The organism is Hylemonella gracilis ATCC 19624 (genome assembly GCF_000211835.1).
Taxonomy (GTDB): Bacteria; Pseudomonadota; Gammaproteobacteria; order Burkholderiales; family Burkholderiaceae_C; genus Hylemonella; species Hylemonella gracilis.
This window is the reverse complement of the sequence record NZ_AEGR01000044.1, coordinates 42,174-58,064: the sequence shown is the minus strand read 5'-3', so window position 1 is coordinate 58,064 and position 15,891 is coordinate 42,174. Positions and strand designations below refer to the sequence as shown.

15 protein-coding genes are annotated in these 15,891 nt (G+C 65.6%); 5 read left to right on the top strand and 10 right to left on the bottom strand.

Annotated elements, in window-relative coordinates; genetic code table 11:
- The first annotated feature begins 21 nt into the window (after nucleotides 1-21).
- The 3 genes from HGR_RS16755 (at nucleotide 22) to HGR_RS16750 (ending at nucleotide 2,747) form a co-directional block, all read left to right on the top strand.
- Entirely contained in the window at nucleotides 22-1,599 is a 1,578-nt protein-coding gene (locus tag HGR_RS16755) for an AAA family ATPase (RefSeq protein WP_237701374.1), read from the top strand.
- Nucleotides 1,600-1,743: 144 nt separating this feature from the next.
- A complete protein-coding gene (locus HGR_RS05365; RefSeq protein WP_006297106.1) occupies nucleotides 1,744-1,971 on the top strand; it encodes a DUF4357 domain-containing protein in 228 nt (75 codons plus the stop codon).
- A gap of 113 nt (nucleotides 1,972-2,084) precedes the next feature.
- The gene (locus HGR_RS16750; protein WP_006297105.1) at nucleotides 2,085-2,747 is read left to right on the top strand and encodes a hypothetical protein; all 663 of its coding nucleotides are present in this window, start codon (nucleotides 2,085-2,087) and stop codon (nucleotides 2,745-2,747) included.
- Nucleotides 2,748-2,826: 79 nt separating this feature from the next.
- Here the strand turns inward: HGR_RS16750 and HGR_RS05355 are convergent, their stop codons facing one another.
- From HGR_RS05355 to HGR_RS05340, 4 genes are all read right to left on the bottom strand, one after another.
- Nucleotides 2,827-3,720, bottom strand: coding sequence for a DMT family transporter (locus HGR_RS05355; protein WP_006297104.1), 894 nt, complete (start codon nucleotides 3,718-3,720; stop codon nucleotides 2,827-2,829).
- A complete protein-coding gene (locus HGR_RS05350) occupies nucleotides 3,717-4,283 on the bottom strand; it encodes a methylated-DNA--[protein]-cysteine S-methyltransferase (RefSeq protein ID WP_006297103.1) in 567 nt (188 codons plus the stop codon). Before HGR_RS05350 ends, HGR_RS05355 begins: the two co-directional genes overlap by 4 nt.
- On the bottom strand, nucleotides 4,280-5,995 hold the full coding sequence (locus HGR_RS05345; protein WP_006297102.1) for a DNA-3-methyladenine glycosylase 2 family protein: 1,716 nt from the start codon (nucleotides 5,993-5,995) through the stop codon (nucleotides 4,280-4,282). The genes HGR_RS05350 and HGR_RS05345 overlap by 4 nt, the downstream gene beginning before the upstream one ends.
- 134 nt (nucleotides 5,996-6,129) lie before the next feature.
- Nucleotides 6,130-6,483: a TA system antitoxin ParD family protein gene (locus tag HGR_RS05340; RefSeq protein ID WP_006297101.1), complete on the bottom strand. Its 354-nt coding sequence runs from the start codon at nucleotides 6,481-6,483 to the stop codon at nucleotides 6,130-6,132.
- Between the two features lie 115 nt (nucleotides 6,484-6,598).
- Between HGR_RS05340 and HGR_RS05335 the strand changes: the two genes are divergently transcribed.
- Both HGR_RS05335 and HGR_RS05330 read left to right on the top strand, forming a co-directional pair.
- Nucleotides 6,599-7,207, top strand: a complete 609-nt coding sequence (locus HGR_RS05335) for a MarR family winged helix-turn-helix transcriptional regulator (RefSeq protein ID WP_006297100.1) — start codon at nucleotides 6,599-6,601, stop codon at nucleotides 7,205-7,207.
- Between the two features lie 179 nt (nucleotides 7,208-7,386).
- On the top strand, nucleotides 7,387-9,330 hold the full coding sequence (locus HGR_RS05330; protein WP_006297099.1) for an FAD-binding monooxygenase: 1,944 nt from the start codon (nucleotides 7,387-7,389) through the stop codon (nucleotides 9,328-9,330).
- Here HGR_RS05330 and HGR_RS17960 read toward each other — a convergent pair.
- The 6 genes from HGR_RS17960 to HGR_RS05300 all read right to left on the bottom strand — a co-directional run bounded on the left by HGR_RS17960 (nucleotide 9,311) and on the right by HGR_RS05300 (nucleotide 15,877).
- Entirely contained in the window at nucleotides 9,311-10,966 is a 1,656-nt protein-coding gene (locus HGR_RS17960) for a methyl-accepting chemotaxis protein (protein WP_006297098.1), read from the bottom strand. The genes HGR_RS05330 and HGR_RS17960 overlap by 20 nt on opposite strands.
- A 74-nt stretch (nucleotides 10,967-11,040) precedes the next feature.
- Nucleotides 11,041-12,309 (bottom strand): SAM-dependent methyltransferase, encoded by a 1,269-nt coding sequence (locus HGR_RS05320; RefSeq protein WP_006297097.1) that lies wholly within the window; start codon nucleotides 12,307-12,309, stop codon nucleotides 11,041-11,043.
- On the bottom strand, nucleotides 12,306-13,109 hold the full coding sequence (locus HGR_RS05315; RefSeq protein WP_006297096.1) for a DUF1365 domain-containing protein: 804 nt from the start codon (nucleotides 13,107-13,109) through the stop codon (nucleotides 12,306-12,308). Before HGR_RS05315 ends, HGR_RS05320 begins: the two co-directional genes overlap by 4 nt.
- A complete protein-coding gene (locus HGR_RS05310; RefSeq protein WP_006297095.1) occupies nucleotides 13,102-14,352 on the bottom strand; it encodes an NAD(P)/FAD-dependent oxidoreductase in 1,251 nt (416 codons plus the stop codon). Before HGR_RS05310 ends, HGR_RS05315 begins: the two co-directional genes overlap by 8 nt.
- A complete protein-coding gene (locus HGR_RS05305; protein ID WP_006297094.1) occupies nucleotides 14,349-15,317 on the bottom strand; it encodes an acyl-CoA desaturase in 969 nt (322 codons plus the stop codon). The genes HGR_RS05310 and HGR_RS05305 overlap by 4 nt, the downstream gene beginning before the upstream one ends.
- The gene (locus tag HGR_RS05300; protein ID WP_006297093.1) at nucleotides 15,317-15,877 is read right to left on the bottom strand and encodes a lipocalin family protein; all 561 of its coding nucleotides are present in this window, start codon (nucleotides 15,875-15,877) and stop codon (nucleotides 15,317-15,319) included. The genes HGR_RS05305 and HGR_RS05300 overlap by 1 nt, the downstream gene beginning before the upstream one ends.
- Nucleotides 15,878-15,891: the final 14 nt, after the last annotated feature.

Sequence of the window (15,891 nt, the reverse complement as noted above, 5' to 3'; positions counted from 1 at the left end):
CCCTAAACCCGCCTCAACATTGTGGCGGTGCCAGTCCAGCGTACCCGTTTTTTCTGGCACAACACCAATGTACGTGCAGGTGCCAAAGATATAACGTTCACCATCACGGTGGGCATCGAGTTCGGAGGTGAAGTTATTGCACTCCCCATGCGGTTCCGAAATCAGGGTGACGAGCTGGTGTATTGCTCGCCGGACGACTCGGTAGTCGGCAATCTTGCGTTTCTAAAGTACGCCGCGCAAATCAGCGTGGAGTTGCTCTACCCCATGTCGGGTCTGGAAACAGAGGAGCCCATTCTGCAGCCGGGTCGCATAGATGTGCTACTTGGTCAAGGTCAAACCGCACAGGTGCTGCGCAACCTCTGTCTGATGGTGGCAAAGGACAACCCAGATGACTGGACCAGCATCGTCAAACTCATGAAGCGCTTGTTCAACGTGATGCTGGAAACTCCGCAAGAGACAACCCGAGGCGCTATTGAAATGCGTTACAAGCAGCCAGGTGTCCGCGAGGCATTGGATGTCTCATCGAGTGGGCGCGGCTTTCAGCAAATGTTACTGATATTTTCCTACTTGTATTCCCATAAGCGCAGCGTGTTGCTGGTGGATGAGCCGGATGCTCACTTGGAAATTCTGCGTCAGAAGCAGGTGTATGTGCTGTTGCGTGACATCGCTGCGGAAAACAATTCTCAGGTGGTTATGGTGTCGCATTCAGAGGTCATATTGGATGAAGCACTAGACAATAATTTGACGCTGCTGATAGATGGCAAGGCTGACGATTTAGCCCGAAAAACCGATATACGCAACAGCCTCAAGCACTTTGGTGCGGAGCATTACATCAAGGCACGTGAACGAGGCTATGTGTTGTATGTTGAAGGCGGTACAGATGTGGACATGTTGCGTGCCTTGGCCGAGCGGCTCAATCACCCGGTAGCGTCAGCCTGGGACGAGCGAATCAACTCGTTTTATGTGCAGAACAATTACCCTGACAAGTCGCTTGACAGCGAATTAGAGCGAGTTGAAGGCGGGTTTGGTGTAACGCCTCGCGAACATTTCAAAGGCCTTTGCAATTTGTTGCCGCAACTTAGGGGATTGGCGGTGCTGGATAACGATGGGCGAGACCGTCAAAGCAGTACAGAAGGGAATTTGCAGCTCACTTATTGGCGGCGGTACGAGGCAGAAAATTACTTCGTCACCCCTGATGTGTTGCGTCGGTATGCCACCGAGTATTTTGCTGAGATGGAGTTATTTGGTGGGCATCAAATGGAAATTGATGAGGTGTTGGACGGCCTGCTGCTGGAACAGGTATTTGAGGGCGTGCAAACGGACTTTGATGCTTGGAAAAATTCGCCAGCGGAAGCTGTGCGGATTGTGTGGGAGGCCAAGACGCAGCGCATGAAGCTCAGCACGTTTGCCGAGGAGTTTTTCCGTCGCCTAGCCGCACGCTTAGGCGGCAGTATTCTTCTGAAAAAAGGCGAGTTGCATCGTTTGGTTGCGCTTGCAGAACCAAAGTCCATTCCCGCTGAAGTCACGGAAAAGCTGGATTTGTTGTATGCGCTATTTCAATTCTCAGCGCCAACGCAAGCCACCAACAATCTTGTGTGACTAACGCGGTTAGTATTTTCAGCATCAAAAGTGTTTAACGAGCCCGACTACAGCGGGCAAAAGGTAGCGGCCAAAGTTTACGAAGCCAGTCAGGGCTTCGTGGTCAAGGCGGGATCGCAGGCGGTAGGGGAGTCGGTGCCATCCATGCAGCAACATGTGCGCGGCATGTACGACCTGCGGCAGGAGCTGATCGCCAACGGTGTCTTGGTGCAAGAAGGTTCGGGCTACCGATTCACGCAAGACTATCCTTTCAGTTCCCCCAGCACCGCAGCGGCGGTGGTCCTGGGGCGCAGTGCCAATGGCCGCATCGAGTGGAAAGACGCCAAGGGACGGACGCTGAAAGAGCTGCAGGAGGCGGAGGCAGGACGGTGACAGCGTTCCTGGCCGAGTTGCGGAAATGAGCAACCACGCCCCGCTTGCTTGCATGCATGTCACAGGGCTTTGATTTACATTTTGCATTCGAAAATCGCGAATACAGAATGTAAATGCAGCTCAAACCCCAAGATTTCCTGGTGGCCCTCAAGCTCATCGCTTGGGGCGATCAACGCTGGACGTATGCACGCCTTGCGCAGGAGCTGGGTCTGAGTGCTTCCGAGGCGCATGGCGCCGTCAAGCGCGGTTTGTTGGCCGGCTTGCTGCTGCACAACCACCCTGCCAGCGACGACAGCCAGGCGTTGGCGGCGCAAGAGCCCCAGGCCATTTACCGCGTGGCCGCCAAGCTGGTGCGTCGTGCCGCCGCGGCTGAAAACGGCGCGGGTGCTGACAACCCGGTGCGTCCGCACCCGCACAACCTGGCGGAGTTCGCCCTGTACGGGGCCAAATACGCCTTCCCCGCAGTGCAGTTGCCCTTGGCAGTGGGCGTGCCCACCAGTCACAGTGCGCCGGCGTTTGCCGGGGTGTTCGCTCCGGGTGGCACAGACTTCGTATGGCCCCACCCCAATGGCGCGGTGCGTGGCGTGGGGGTGGAGCCGCTGCATCCATCCGTGCCTTATGCCGCGATGCAGGACGCCAAGCTCTACGACATGCTGGCGCTGTTTGATGCATTGCGCGTGGGCAAGGCGCGCGAGCGGGGCATGGCGCAGGAGCGCCTGCCGTCATTGATAGACCCTGCCGTGCCTAAGCCGGTCAAGAAGGCGCTGCGTGGTTAATGTCAGTCTAGATCGCTCGATCGCGGGCGATCTCCAGTCCGAAACCCCCGAGGCCTGAAGCCCGAGCGGAGCGCGGCCTTTACTTCTCGGCAGGCGCCGCTCCCATCATCGGCAGCTTGATCACTCCCACCGCCAACGCAGTACCCAGCAGCACGACGCCGCATCCCAGGGCCATCGCAAGGTTGACGGTTTCGTCCAGCAGCAGCCAGCCCCACAGCAGCGCGAACACGGGGATCAGGAAGGTCACCGAGATGGTGTTGGTGGGGCCGACCCGCTTCATGAGGCGGAAGAACAGGATGTAGGCGACGCTGGTGCAGAGCAGGGCCAGCAGCGTGACCGCGATCCAGGCCTTGGCGCTGGGCAGGGTGGTGGGTTGCAGCGCGAGCGCTGGCGCGGCCAGCAACAGGGCAGCGAAGAACTGGCTGCCGGTGGCGACGGCCAGCGGGCTGGCGGCACCCAGGTAGCGCTTGGTGGCGCTCGCGGCAATGCCATAACAGAGGGTCGCTGTGAGGCAGGCCAGGATGGCGAGACCACCGCCACCGGGGGTGAACGAGGCCTTGTCCCAGGCCAGCAGCACCACGCCGCCGAAGCCGAGCGCCAAACCGACCAGGCGCGATGCGTCCAAGCGCTGCCCGAACCAGGCCCAGGCGACCAGCGCGCCCCACATGGGCGTGGTGGCGTTGAGGATGCTGGACAGGCCCGCGTTGATCGACAGTGCCGCGAAGCTGAACAGCGCGAAGGGGAAGGCGCCGTTGAGGAAGCCGACCAGCAGCAGGCCCTTCCAGTGCGTGCGCAGGTCGCTCAGTCCCTCACGGAAGGCGAGCAACGGCAACAGCAGCAAGGACGCGCCGGCCACGCGCACCGCAGCCGTGGCCACCGGGCCGAACTCCGGCGCTGCGACCCGCATGAACAGGAAAGACGCTCCCCAGATGGCGGCCAGCACCATCAACTCAATCACATCACGTTGTTTCAAACAAGAACTCCAGAGAACAGGGACGGCGCCATGGCCGTCCGGGATGATGCGCGGGCAGGTGTCGCGCTGAGCGGCGTGGTCTCGCGCCAGGCGCCTTCCAGCGTCAGCAGCGCCTGCTTGCGGTGCAGACCACCGGCATAACCGGTCAGCGCGCCGTCGGCGCCCAGCACCCGATGACAGGGAATGATCACCGACAGGGGATTGCGTCCCACCGCCGCCGCCGCCGCGCGCACCGCCTGCGGTCGGCCAACCCGCCGGGCCAGTTCACCGTAGCTGAGCGTCGTGCCTGCCGGGATAGCGAGCAGGGCGCGCCAGACGGCTTGCTGGAACGGGGTACCGGACGGTGACAGCGGCAGCGCACGCAACGGTTTGCCGACGAAATAATCGCACAAGTTGATGACGGCCTCTGTCAACAGCGCGTCATCGTCGCGTCGTGGCGCGGCCAGCGTGCCGGGATGGTACTTCTGGCCCTCGAACCAGAGGCCGGACAGGCCGTCCGCGTTGCGCGCGATCAGCACGGCGCCCAAGGGCGTGTCCAGGGTGGTGTGGCACAGGTGATTCATGAGGCGGCTCCTGGTGGGCGGGGGGCTGATCGGGCGCGGCGCTTCGGATCGGTTGTCCGTCTCGTCGCAACGGGAGATGCATGTGGGGCCTTGCCCTTGACGGTGCTTTCTTCTGTGCGTTGGACCATGTGCTTGATCGTGCGCTTGACCGTGTGTTTGACTTTGTGTCCGGCGTCGCGTCCGGAAGCACTACGGGCGCTGCGGGCGCTGGTGGCTTGCGCCGCTTCGCGCCACAGCTGCAGCACCGCGTAGCTGCGGTAGGGCGCGAATGCCTGTGCGGCGGCGGCCACTTCCGAGGGCTTGAGCGCCCGATCGGCGCGTTGTTCCATGCGCTGCTTCAGCACCACGTCCGCCGGTGGAAAAGCATCCGGCCAGCTCCAGCCGCGCATCAGCATGTAGTGCGCGGTCCAGGGGCCGAGGCCGGGCAGTTCGACCAGCTCGGCAATGGCCGCGGTCACCTCGCCGCGTCCCTGGGCGTAGGCAAGCGTGGGCCAGCGCTGCACCAGGGTGATCAGCGCCTGCGCGCGACGGGCTGGCAGGCCGAGCGAGGCGATGTCGTCCACCGTCGCGGCGGCGAGTCGCTCCGGCGGCGGGAAGGCGTGGGTGATGCCATCCGGGGCGCCGAGTGCGGGTGGCAGCCGCTCGCCGAAGCGCGTGATCAGCCGCGTGGCGAGCGTGCGCGCCGCCGCCACGGTCACTTGCTGCCCCAGCACCGCGCGGATCGCGAGTTCGAAGCGGTCGATGGTGCCCGGCAGCCGCAGGCCGGTCGCCGGGCCACCGAGTTCGTCACCGAGCGCGGCGGCGATCGCGGCCGGATCGGCGTCCAGGTCCAGCCAGCGGCGCAGCCGTGGCATCAGTGTGGCGATGGCGGGCCACAAGGACGCACTCAGCCGCGCCCGGACTTGCGCACGCTCCGTGTCGTCCGGCGGCAGATGGATTTGCACCCAGCCCAGCAGATCTTCCGCGCCGGGGCGGCTCAGGCGCACGCTGCGCAACACCGTCATCGCTTCGACATCGACCTGCTCTACGCCCGGCACCGCGCGTGCCACCAGAAATTGCAGCAGCGCGCGGCCAAGCAAGGGCGGACGCAGGTCCAGGCGCAGTTCAACTGTGTCTGGTGCCGCGGCTGTGGCCTCTTGCGAAGTTCGGCGCAAGGCACTGGGCTTGAGGCGATAGTGGTCAGCGAAGGAGGCGTTGAAGCGTCGCAGGCTGCCGAAGCCCGACGCGAGCGCCACTTCGGACACGGGCATCGCCGTGTCGGTCAGCAGCTGCTTGGCAAGCAGCAGCCGACGCGTCTGCAAATACTGCAGCGGGCCGACGCCGTGCACGGCGGTGAAGACGCGCCGCACATGCCGTTCGCTGACCCCGAGGTGGGCCGCCAAGGCGGGCAGCGTCGCCATCTCGGGCGAGCATTCGTCTAGCCAGCGCACGGCTTCGCGGGCCAGCACGTCGGTCGCGTCCATCGCGCTCCAGCGGCGGGCGAGGGGCGCCAGTTCCGGGCGGCATTTCAGGCAGGGACGGAAGTGTGCCGCTTCCGCCAGCGCGGCGGTCGGGAAGAAGCGGCAGTTCTCGCGCTTGGGTGGGCGCACGCGGCAGATGGGGCGGCAGTAAACCCCGGTGGTGCGGACCGCGACGAACCAGACGCCATCGAAGCGCGCATCCCGCGCCAGCAAGGCCGGGTAGCAGTGGTCGGGGTCCAGGGGCGTGTCCATGGGCTGGATCATAGGCAGTCGGCCCAGACTGGACTCGCCGTTTTCGGACCTGTTCCTTCGAAACCCAGAACCTGTGGAGGGTGGCGCATCGCCCGATCACAAGGCCAAGCTGGTGAAGCGGCCAGGAGCCCATATCAGGTGGCTGCTGGGCCCGCTTTGCTCCGGTTGCTGGCGACCACCTCGCGCACGCGCTGCGCCAGGCTGCCATCGTTTTCCACGGTCATGAATTGGGCGAGCAGGGTGTCTGCCTGGCTTGCGGGCTCACTGCGCACGGCGCGCGCACGCCGTGCGGCTGCATCAAAGCTGGCAATGGCGGTTTGCGCTTCCTGCGCGGTCAGGCCACTGCGCTCCACGATGCGGCCCAGCGTGGCCCAGTATTCCACCTGACCCGCCACCGAGCGGCGCATGGGCTGCGCGGCCTCGCGCGCCTGGTTCACCAAAGTGGCGGGCAGTTTGACGGATGCAAAACCGGTGTCGGATTGAGGCATGGCGCTTCTCCTGTTTGGCGCATTTTGCGCCAAACAGAACCATTTCGCAGCTCGGGTTGACGCGCGACGACCTTCCGGCGGGAATTCATGACCGCTCAATGGTCGAGGGTCACGCATGCACAATGCAGCCCAAAGCCGCAAGACACCCAGCTCGCCCGCGGCTGGGTGGGCCTTGGGTGGTGCAGCGCTGGACGAGATGCGCGATGGCGACGAGGTGGAGCGGCTCTTCAAGCCGCGGCAAGCGAGACGGAGTGACATGACCGACAAATGGAAAAGCCTGGACCCGCGCACCTTGCCTGGCCACCTGGCGCGGCGGCTGCAGCAGTTGGCCGTGGCCTTGTTCAGTGAGGAAGTGGCGGAGCTGGGCCTCACGCCCGTGCAGTACTCGGCGCTGCACGCGATCTGCCAGCAGCCGGGGATCGACCAGAAAACGCTGGCGCAGTCCATCAGTTACGACGCGGCCACCATCGGAGGCGTGATCGACCGTCTGGAGGCGCGGGGCTTGGTGCTGCGCAGCATGAGCCCCCAAGACCGGCGTGTGCGCCTGATCAGCCCCACGGACGAGGGTCTGCGCATCCTTAAGGCGGTGATCCCGCGCGTGCTCACGACGCAGGAGCGTTTGCTGGAGCCGTTGTCGGCCAGCGAGCGCGACGAACTGATGCGCCTGATGGCGCTGATCATCGAGGCCCAGGCCGAACTCAGCAGCACGCCCGCGCGCGACTGAACGCTGTTCCTGTCTGTTTTTGAGGAGGCGTGGCCGTCGGTCCGCCGCCAGGGGCTGGCATGTCCGAGCTGGCCCCACGGTCTTGGATGGCCCTCTTGACGGCAACTAAACAGCATGCATATAGTATTCATACATATTAATTGTGTCCGGGTCACGCCGGACCTGTCTGGAGACCCGCCATGCAATTCCACCTCGACGGCTTTCGCGCCGGTGACCCCCACATCCATCCCGCCTCACCCTTGGCCCTGCCGCATACCGAGGCCGTGCCCGCCCAGGTGGACGTGCTCATCGTGGGCTGCGGCCCGGCCGGGCTGACGCTGGCCACGCAGCTGGCGGCTTTTCCGGAGATCCGCACCGCCATCGTCGAACAGAAGGACGGCCCGCTGGAGAAAGGGCAGGCCGATGGCATCGCCTGCCGCACCATGGAGATGTTCGAGGCCTTCAACTTCTCGGAGCGGGTGCTGAAGGAGGCTTGCTGGATCAACGAGGTGACGTTCTGGAAACCCGATCCGCAACGTCCTGACCGCATCGTGCGCCATGGCCGCGTGCAAGACACGGAAGATGGCCTGTCGGAGTTCCCGCACGTGGTGCTGAACCAGGCCCGTGTGCACGACTTCTACCTGGAGACCATGCGCCATTCGCCCAGCCGCCTGGAGCCGCACTATGGACGCAAGCTGCTGGAGGTGACGGTGGATGACCAGGCGGTCGACTACCCCGTCACGGTCACGCTGGAGCGCGTCGATGCCGCGCACGCCGGCCAGCGCGAGACGGTGCGCGCGCGCTACGTGGTGGGTTGCGACGGCGCGCGCAGCGCCACCCGCGCGGCCATCGGCCGTGAACTGGTGGGCGAGGCCGCGCACCAGGCCTGGGGCGTGATGGACGTGCTGCCGCTGACGGACTTTCCGGACATCCGGCACAAGGTGGCCATCCAGTCGAACGAGGGCAGCCTGATGATCATCCCGCGCGAGGGCGGGCACCTGGTGCGCTTCTATGTGGAGATGGACAAGCTGGGCGAGGATGAGCGCGTGGCCCAGAAGCAGATCACGGTCGAGCAGCTGATCGGCGCGGCCCAGCGCATCTTCCAGCCGCATACGTTGGAGGTGAAAGAGGTCGCCTGGTGGTCGGTGTACGAGATCGGCCACCGCATCTGTGACAAGTACGACGACGTGCCCGCGGGACGGGAAGCGGTGCAATTGCCGCGCGTCTTCATCGCGGGCGATGCCTGCCACACCCACAGCCCCAAGGCGGGCCAGGGCATGAACTTCTCCATGCAGGACACCTTCAACCTGGGCTGGAAGCTGGCCGCCGTGTTGCGCGGCCTGTGTCCGCCCTCGCTGCTGCACAGCTACAACGCCGAGCGCCAGACCGTGGGCCAGCAGCTGATCGACTTCGACCGCGAGTGGGCCAAGATGATCAGCGAGAAACCAGCTTCAGAGGAAGCTGGTGGCGGGCCGGGTCAGGGCGGCGTGGACCCGAAGGAATTCCAGAGCTACTTCGAGCGGCACCTGCGCTTCACAGCGGGCATGGGCACGAAGTACAGCGCCTCGCTGATCTGCGGTGATGGCGCGCATCAGGCGCTGGCCACGGGGTTCGAGGTGGGGACGCGTTTCCATTCCGCCGAGGTCTTGCGCATCACCGACGCCAAGGTGGTTCACCTGGGGCATGCGGGCAAGGCCGACGGGCGCTGGCGTCTTTACGCTTTCGCAGGGCAGAACGACGCCGTGGATGACAAGAACGGTGTGCGCGCGCTCTGCCGTTTTCTGGAGACCTCGCCCGATTCGCCCGTGCGCAAGTTCACTCCTGCGGGCCAGGACCCGGACGCCGTGTTCGACCTGCGCGCCATCTTCCAACCCAGCCACCGGGACCTGGCCATCGAAACCATGCCCGCGCTGCTGTGGCCGCGCAAGGGCCACCACGGTCTGCGTGACTACGAGAAGCTGTTCAGCGCGCAGATCAAGCCAGGCCGTCCCGCACCGGACATTTTTGACCTGCGCGGCGTGGACCGCGCGCAGGGGGCGCTGGTCGTGGTGCGCCCCGATCAGTACATCGCGCTCGTGCTGCCGCTGGCCGCGCATGCGCAACTGGCCAGTTTCTTCGCAGGGTTCATGCGGCCAGCTGCTTGAGCACGGGCAGATCCTGCGAGGCTTTCTGGCCAGGGTAGGTCGTCGAGCGGCTGGGCATGTTGACCGCCGCCGCGATGGCCCGATCCGAGGGCAGGCGGAAGCTGGCCACGGTGCGCACCAAGGTCTGCGATTTTTCGTGCAAGCCGCGCGCCGAGACGGACATCTCTTCCACCATGGCCGCGTTGTCCTGCGTGACGCGGTCCATGAAGACGATGGCCTCGCTCACCTGCGTTACGCCCGCGCTTTGCTCCTTGCTGGCGCTGGCGATCTCTTCCACCACCTCGGTCACCTGACGGATGCTGCTGACCATGCGTTCCATGGTCGCGCCCGCCGTTTCCGCCAGCTCGGTGCCCCTCGTGATTTGCGCCACGCTGCCGGTGATCAGGGTCTTGATTTCCTTCGCAGCCTCGGCGCTGCGGCCGGCGAGGTTGCGCACCTCGCTGGCCACGACCGCGAAGCCACGACCTTGCTCGCCCGCGCGGGCGGCTTCGACCGCCGCGTTCAGCGCGAGGATGTTGGTCTGGAAGGCAATGCCGTCGATCACGCCGATGATCTCGGAAATCTTGCGCGAACTTTGGTTGATGCCCTGCATGGTTTGCACCACCTGGCCCACGACCTCGCCGCCGTTCAAGGCGACGTCGCGGGCTTGGCGGGCCAGCTCGTCGGCGCGGGCGGCGTTGTCGGCGTTCTGACGCACCGTCGCGCCGAATTGCTCCATGGCCGCGGCCGTCTGCTCCAGCGAGCTGGCCTGGCTTTCGGTGCGCGAGGCCAGCTCCGCGTTGCCCGCCGCGATCTGCTCGGAAGCCAGCGAGACTTCGCGGGCTTCTTCCCGGACCGTGGCGACGATGCCGCGCAGGCTGCCCTGCATGCGCGCCATGGTCGCCAGCACGCTGCGCTGATCGCCCTCGCGCACCGCGAGCGCGGCGGACAAGTCACCGGCCGCCACCGTGCCGACCAGCTGGCGCATCTGCGCGGGCTCCGTGCCCAGGTCATGCTGCAGATTGCGCTCAATCAGCAGACCGGCCGCCACCGCCAAGGCGATGGCGAGTCCGCACACCGCGATCAGCAGCGCGCGTTGACTCTCATAGGCTTCGCTTGCCGCGGCCACCCGCTGATCGGCGCGCGAGGCGGTGAACTTGGCGTAGCTGTCGGTGGCCTGGATCAAGCGCGCCAGCAGCGGTCGGCACTCCTCGTTCATCTTGCGTATGGCTTCCTCGCGCTGACCGCGCACGGCGAGGTCCACGATGTTCAGCGCCACGGGGGCGTACTGGGCCTCGACCGCCGCGATGTCACGGATGAATTCGCGCGCTTCTCGGGAAGCCTCCGGGTCTTGCGCCAGCTCGGTCAGGCGCTTGAGGGCCACGGTGGCTTCCTGGTGCGCTTGCTGAGCGATGCGGCTTTCTTCGGCGATGTCCTCGGCGCGGGTGACCAGGACGAGGTTGCGCGCGGCGATCGCGCGTTGGTCCACCGCCGCGCGGACCTGAGCGGCGGTGAGGGCCCGCGCGTTGATGCCCGACACGTAGTTGTCAAAGCGCGCGTTCGCCTCGGAGAGCAGATAGATGGCAAGCCCGATGGCCAGCAAGACGATGGCCACCACCGAGCCAAAGGCGAGCAGGAGTTTGTTGCGTATGGACATGGATGAGAGAGGGGGTGAACAGCCGGGGGAGGTGTGATGTGGCGGCACCTTCACCGCCAAGGTCACAGCCAGGTTCAGCGGGCGCCGGGCTTCGCAAGCAGCATGTGCACGTCGCCGAGGGCGCGTTCCTCGAAGCCGCCCTCACAGTAGCAGAGGTAGAAATCCCACATGCGGATGAACGTGTCCGGATAACCGAGTAGACGAACTTCGTCAAGCCGGGCCATGAAACGCTCGCGCCAGTGACGCAGCGTGGTGGCGTAGTGCGGGCCGATGTCGTCGAGCCGCACCAGTTTCATGTCGGTCTCGGCCGTGATGGCGTTGAGCATGGCCGTGATGGACGGGATGGTGCTGCCGGGGAAGATGTGGCGCTGGATGAAATCCACGGACTTGCGCGCCGCTTCGTAGCGCTGGTCGGCGATGGTGATGGCCTGCAACAGCATCAGTCCGTCGTCCTTGAGCAGGCGCGCGCATTGCGCGAAGTAGTCGCCGTAGAACTGGTGGCCCACGGCTTCGATCATTTCCAGCGACACCAGCTTGTCGTATTGGCCGGTCAGGTCACGGTAGTCTTCCAGCAGCAAGGTGATGCGGTCTTGCAGCCCGGCGGCGGCCACGCGTTCTTGCGCCAATTCGTACTGCTGGCGCGAGATGGTGGTGGTGGTCACGCGGCAGCCGTAGTGCTGGGCCGCGTGGATGGCCATGCCACCCCAGCCGGTGCCGATTTCGAGCAGATGGTCGTCGGGCCCCAGCTTCAGGTGCTGGCAGACGCGGTGCAATCTCGCCTGTTGGGCTTCTTCGAGCGTGGTCTGCGGCGTTTCGTAGTACGCGCAGGAGTACATCATCGTCGGGTCGAGAAAGAGGGCGAAGAAGTCGTTGCCCAGGTCGTAGTGCGCGGCGATGTTGCGGCGCGAGCCGCTGCGCGTGTTGCGGTTGGCCCAGTGCAAGGCCTTTTGCAGGGGCGCGGTCAGTCGGGCCAGGCCGCCCTCCATGCCGTCGAGGACGTCCCGGTTCTGCAGCAGGATGCGCACCAGGCCGGTCAGGTCGTCACAGCGCCAGTAGCCCGCCATGTAGGCTTCACCGGCCCCGATGGAGCCGCCAAACGCCAGCTCACCCCAGAAACGCGGGTCCAGCACTTCGAGTTGCACGCTCAGGGGGCAGCGCGCGTCGGGCAGGCCGTAGTCCACGCGCTGGCCCTGATCGATCAGGCTGACGCGGCCATGCCGCAGCTGCGCCAGGCGCTCGCGCACGCCGCGCTGGGCCAAGCCGTCAAGGAAGTGGGGCTTGGGGGTGTAGCCAGCGATGGAGGCGGGCGCGCTGTTGGGGACGGTGTTCGCGAGGGTGTTCATGGCCTGGGTTCCTGTGGGGTGGCGGCACCCGCCGAGACCGGATCGGGCGCGCGCTTGCTCGGGTGGATGTGGAAGGGCGTGCGCTTGAGCCAGAGCTTGAGCGCTTGCCAGTGGATGCCAACGACGACCTGCAAGGTCATGGCCGGGTAGAACAGGAGGGCGCGCGCGAGGTTGGCGCCGGTCAGCGGCCTGCGTTCGAGGGCCAAGGTCGCGTCGAAGACTTTCTGACCCGCTTGCAGGTTCTCCATGTGCACCGAGAGGGTCTCGCCGGGTGACGTGAAGCGCCAGTCGTACTCCTGCTCCATGGGCATGAAGGGGGAAACGTGAAAATTCTTGGTGAAGCGGTGGCGATGCAAGTCCGGCTTGGGGGCGTGCGCGTCCTGCGGCAGCACATAGCTGTGCCGCTCTTTCCAGGGCGTGTTGGTGATCTCCGCGACGATGGTTTCCACCCGCGTGTCGGCCGCATCGTGCACGTAATAGAACGTCACCGGATTGAAGACATAACCGAAGTAGCGCAGGTGCGTGAGCATGCGGATCGGTCCGGTGGGGCGTTGCCCCGTGGCTTGGGCCACGCGCAGTCGCACGGCCTCGTCCAGCGGCAGGGCCGGGTCACCCAAGTAGTCCTCGCGCCGGAAGCGGGCCAGGGCCATGCGCCGCGTGGACCAGAACCAGCGGCCCGCGAACACGCGGTCCAGTTCGGCCAGGTCCAGGTAGACCATGAAGAGGCCGTAGCGGAAATCATGGGGCCGGGGCAGCAAGCGCCGGTGCCGCACGCGCCCGACGTAGAGCGCGCTAAACATGGGCGCGCGCCTTGAAATGTTCCAGCGCGGCCAGGGCGCTGACCACGCCATCCTCGTGGAAGCCGTAGCGCCAGTACGCGCCGCAGAAATAGGTGCGCAGGGGGCCGTTGATCTCGCCCTGGCGCGCCTGAGCCGCCACGCCCGCACGGGTGTACAGCGGGTGCTCGTAGGGAATGCGTTTGATCACCTTGGCCGGATCGATGGCATCGCTGTGGTTGAGCGTGACCAGGAAGGGCGTGGGCGCATCCAGCGACTGCAGGATGTTCATGTTGTAGGTCAGCGCGACCCGGCCCGTGTCCTTGGGCAGCACGTGGTAGTTCCACGCGGCCCACGCGCGGCGCGTTCGCGGCAGCAGGCGGGCGTCGGTATGCAGCACGGCCTCGTTGGGCTGGTAGCGGATGGCGCCCAGCACCTCTCGTTCGGCCGCGCTGGGGTCGGCCAGCAGGCGCAGGGCCTGGTCGCTGTGGCAGGCCAGGAAGACCGCGTCGTAGCGCTCAGCCGCCTGGCCTTGCGCCTGCACCCAAGCGTGGTCACCCTCGCGGCGGATCGACTGCACCGGGGTGTTCAGACGAATGCGATCGCGGAAGGGGGCCACCAGCGCTTCGACGTAGCGCGCGGAGCCGCCACGGATCACGCGCCACTGGGGGCGTTCGTTCACCGAGAGCATGCCGTGGTTGTGGAAGAAGCGCACGAAGTAGCGGGCTGGGAAGGCAAGCATGTTCACCGGGTCGGTGGACCAGATCGCCGCGCCCATGGGCACGATGTAGTGCTCGATGAATCCGCGTGTGTAGCGGCCTCGCTCCAGGTAGTCGCCCAGCGTGATGTCTTCGGCACCGTCTTGCAGCAGGGCCGGCGCCTCGCGGTTGAAGCGCAGGATGTCACGGATCATGCGCAGGAAGGAGGGGCGCAGCAGGTTGCGCCGCTGCGCGAACAAGGTGTTGAGCGTGGTGCCGTTGTATTCGAGGCCACTGCCCTCGTCGCGCACCGAGAAGCTCATGCTGCTGGCTTGCGTGGCCACGCCCAGTTCTTCCAGCAGGGCGATGAAGTTCGGGTAGGTCCAGTCGTTGTAGACGATGAAGCCCGTGTCCACCTGGTAGCTGCGGCCGCCCTGCTGGACTTCGTGGGTGTGGGTGTGGCCGCCGACATGGGAGCCGGCTTCGTAGACCGTGATGTCGTGCTCGCGCGCCAGATGGTGGGCGACCACGTTGCCAGCGATGCCGGTGCCAACGATGGCGATCCTCATGCCGGCCCTCCCGGCAGGTCGTCGTGGTCAGGCTGCTCCACGCGGCCGCCAGCGCGGATGGCCGCAGGCACGGGACGCAGGTCGCGCACGAGGCCCACGGCGGACAGCGCGCGCAAGCCGTAGTAGGTGAGGTCGATTTCCCACCAATAGAAGCCCTGGCGCGCCGAGCCGGGGTAGCGGTGGTGGTTGTTGTGCCAGCCTTCACCAAAGGTCAGCAGGGCCAGCCAGAAATTGTTGCGCGAGGTGTCCCGCACGGCGTAGCGCCGGCTGCCGATCTTGTGGGCCATCGAGTTGACCAGGAAGGTCGCGTGGTAAAGCGCGACGGTCGAAATGCAAAAACCCCAGACCAGCAGCATGGGGCCATCGGTCCCCAGCGCAGGCCAGGCAGCGGCCAGCCATTCGCCCGTGCCGTAGAGACCCACGCCGAGCAGCACCGGCACGAGCACGTCGAAACGGTCAAGGAAGCGCAGCTCGGGATAACGCGCCAGGTCCGGCACCTGGGCCATGCGCGTCGCGAAGTTTTCCCGCGCGAGGAACCAACCCATGTGGGACCACAGCAGGCCTTGGTGATGCGGAGAGTGCGCGTCGGTCTCGCGGTCCGCATGCGCGTGATGGTGCCGGTGGTGCGAAGCCCACCAGAGCGGTCCGCGCTGGGCCGCGCTCGCACCCAGCAACGCGAAGACCAGTTGCATGGGGCGAGAGGCGCGGAAGGCCTTGTGCGCGAAATAGCGGTGGTAGAAGCCCGTGATGGCGAACATGCGCACGGCATACAGCGCCAGCGCCACCGCCAACGCGGTCGCGCTCACGCCGGTCCAGAACGCCGCCAGGCAGCCCAGGTGCAGCCCGATGAAAGGCAGCACGCGCAGCCAGTCCACGCGGCGCGCGGGCGCGCCCTGGGCATCCGAGGGTTCGGTGTCGGTGACGGGGGCGTACTGGTTGTCGAACCAGGCAAGCAGGCTGCGCATCATTGCTCCTTGGCCGAGTGCCAGCGCTGTGGCACCTTTTGCAGCCGGTTGACGTCGTAGCCCAGTGCGGCGACGTGGCGCACCAGGGTAGCGTAGTCGGTCTCTGAAATCGAGGGGGTGCGCGCCATGATCCAGACGTAGTCGCGCGCTTGGCGCGCGATCACGGTCTGGCTGTAGCTGGCGTCCAGGTAGGTGATGCGGTAGTCGGCCTTGATCGGCCAGACGAAACGCATGCCCCACAAGGCGTTGCTGGCGTCCAGCACGAAGCCTCGCGGGTTGTAGACCTTCTCGGCGCCGTCGAAGCCGCCGGCGCGGAAACGGAAGGTGGTGGCGATGCTGCCGTCAGCGTCGATGCGGTAGCTCTCGACGGCGTTGTGCGCGCCGCGCTCGATGAAGGTGGGAATGTTGGCGATGACGTACCAGTCGCCCATGAAGCGTGGCAAGTCCACTTGGGGCACCGTGGGCATGGGCGCCACGGGGCTGCTTTGGCAGCCCGCCAGCAAGCCGACGAGGCCGCTCAGGCCGAGCGTCGCGAGGAAAGGTTTGAGTCGTTGCAGCATGGTGGTGTCGGGTG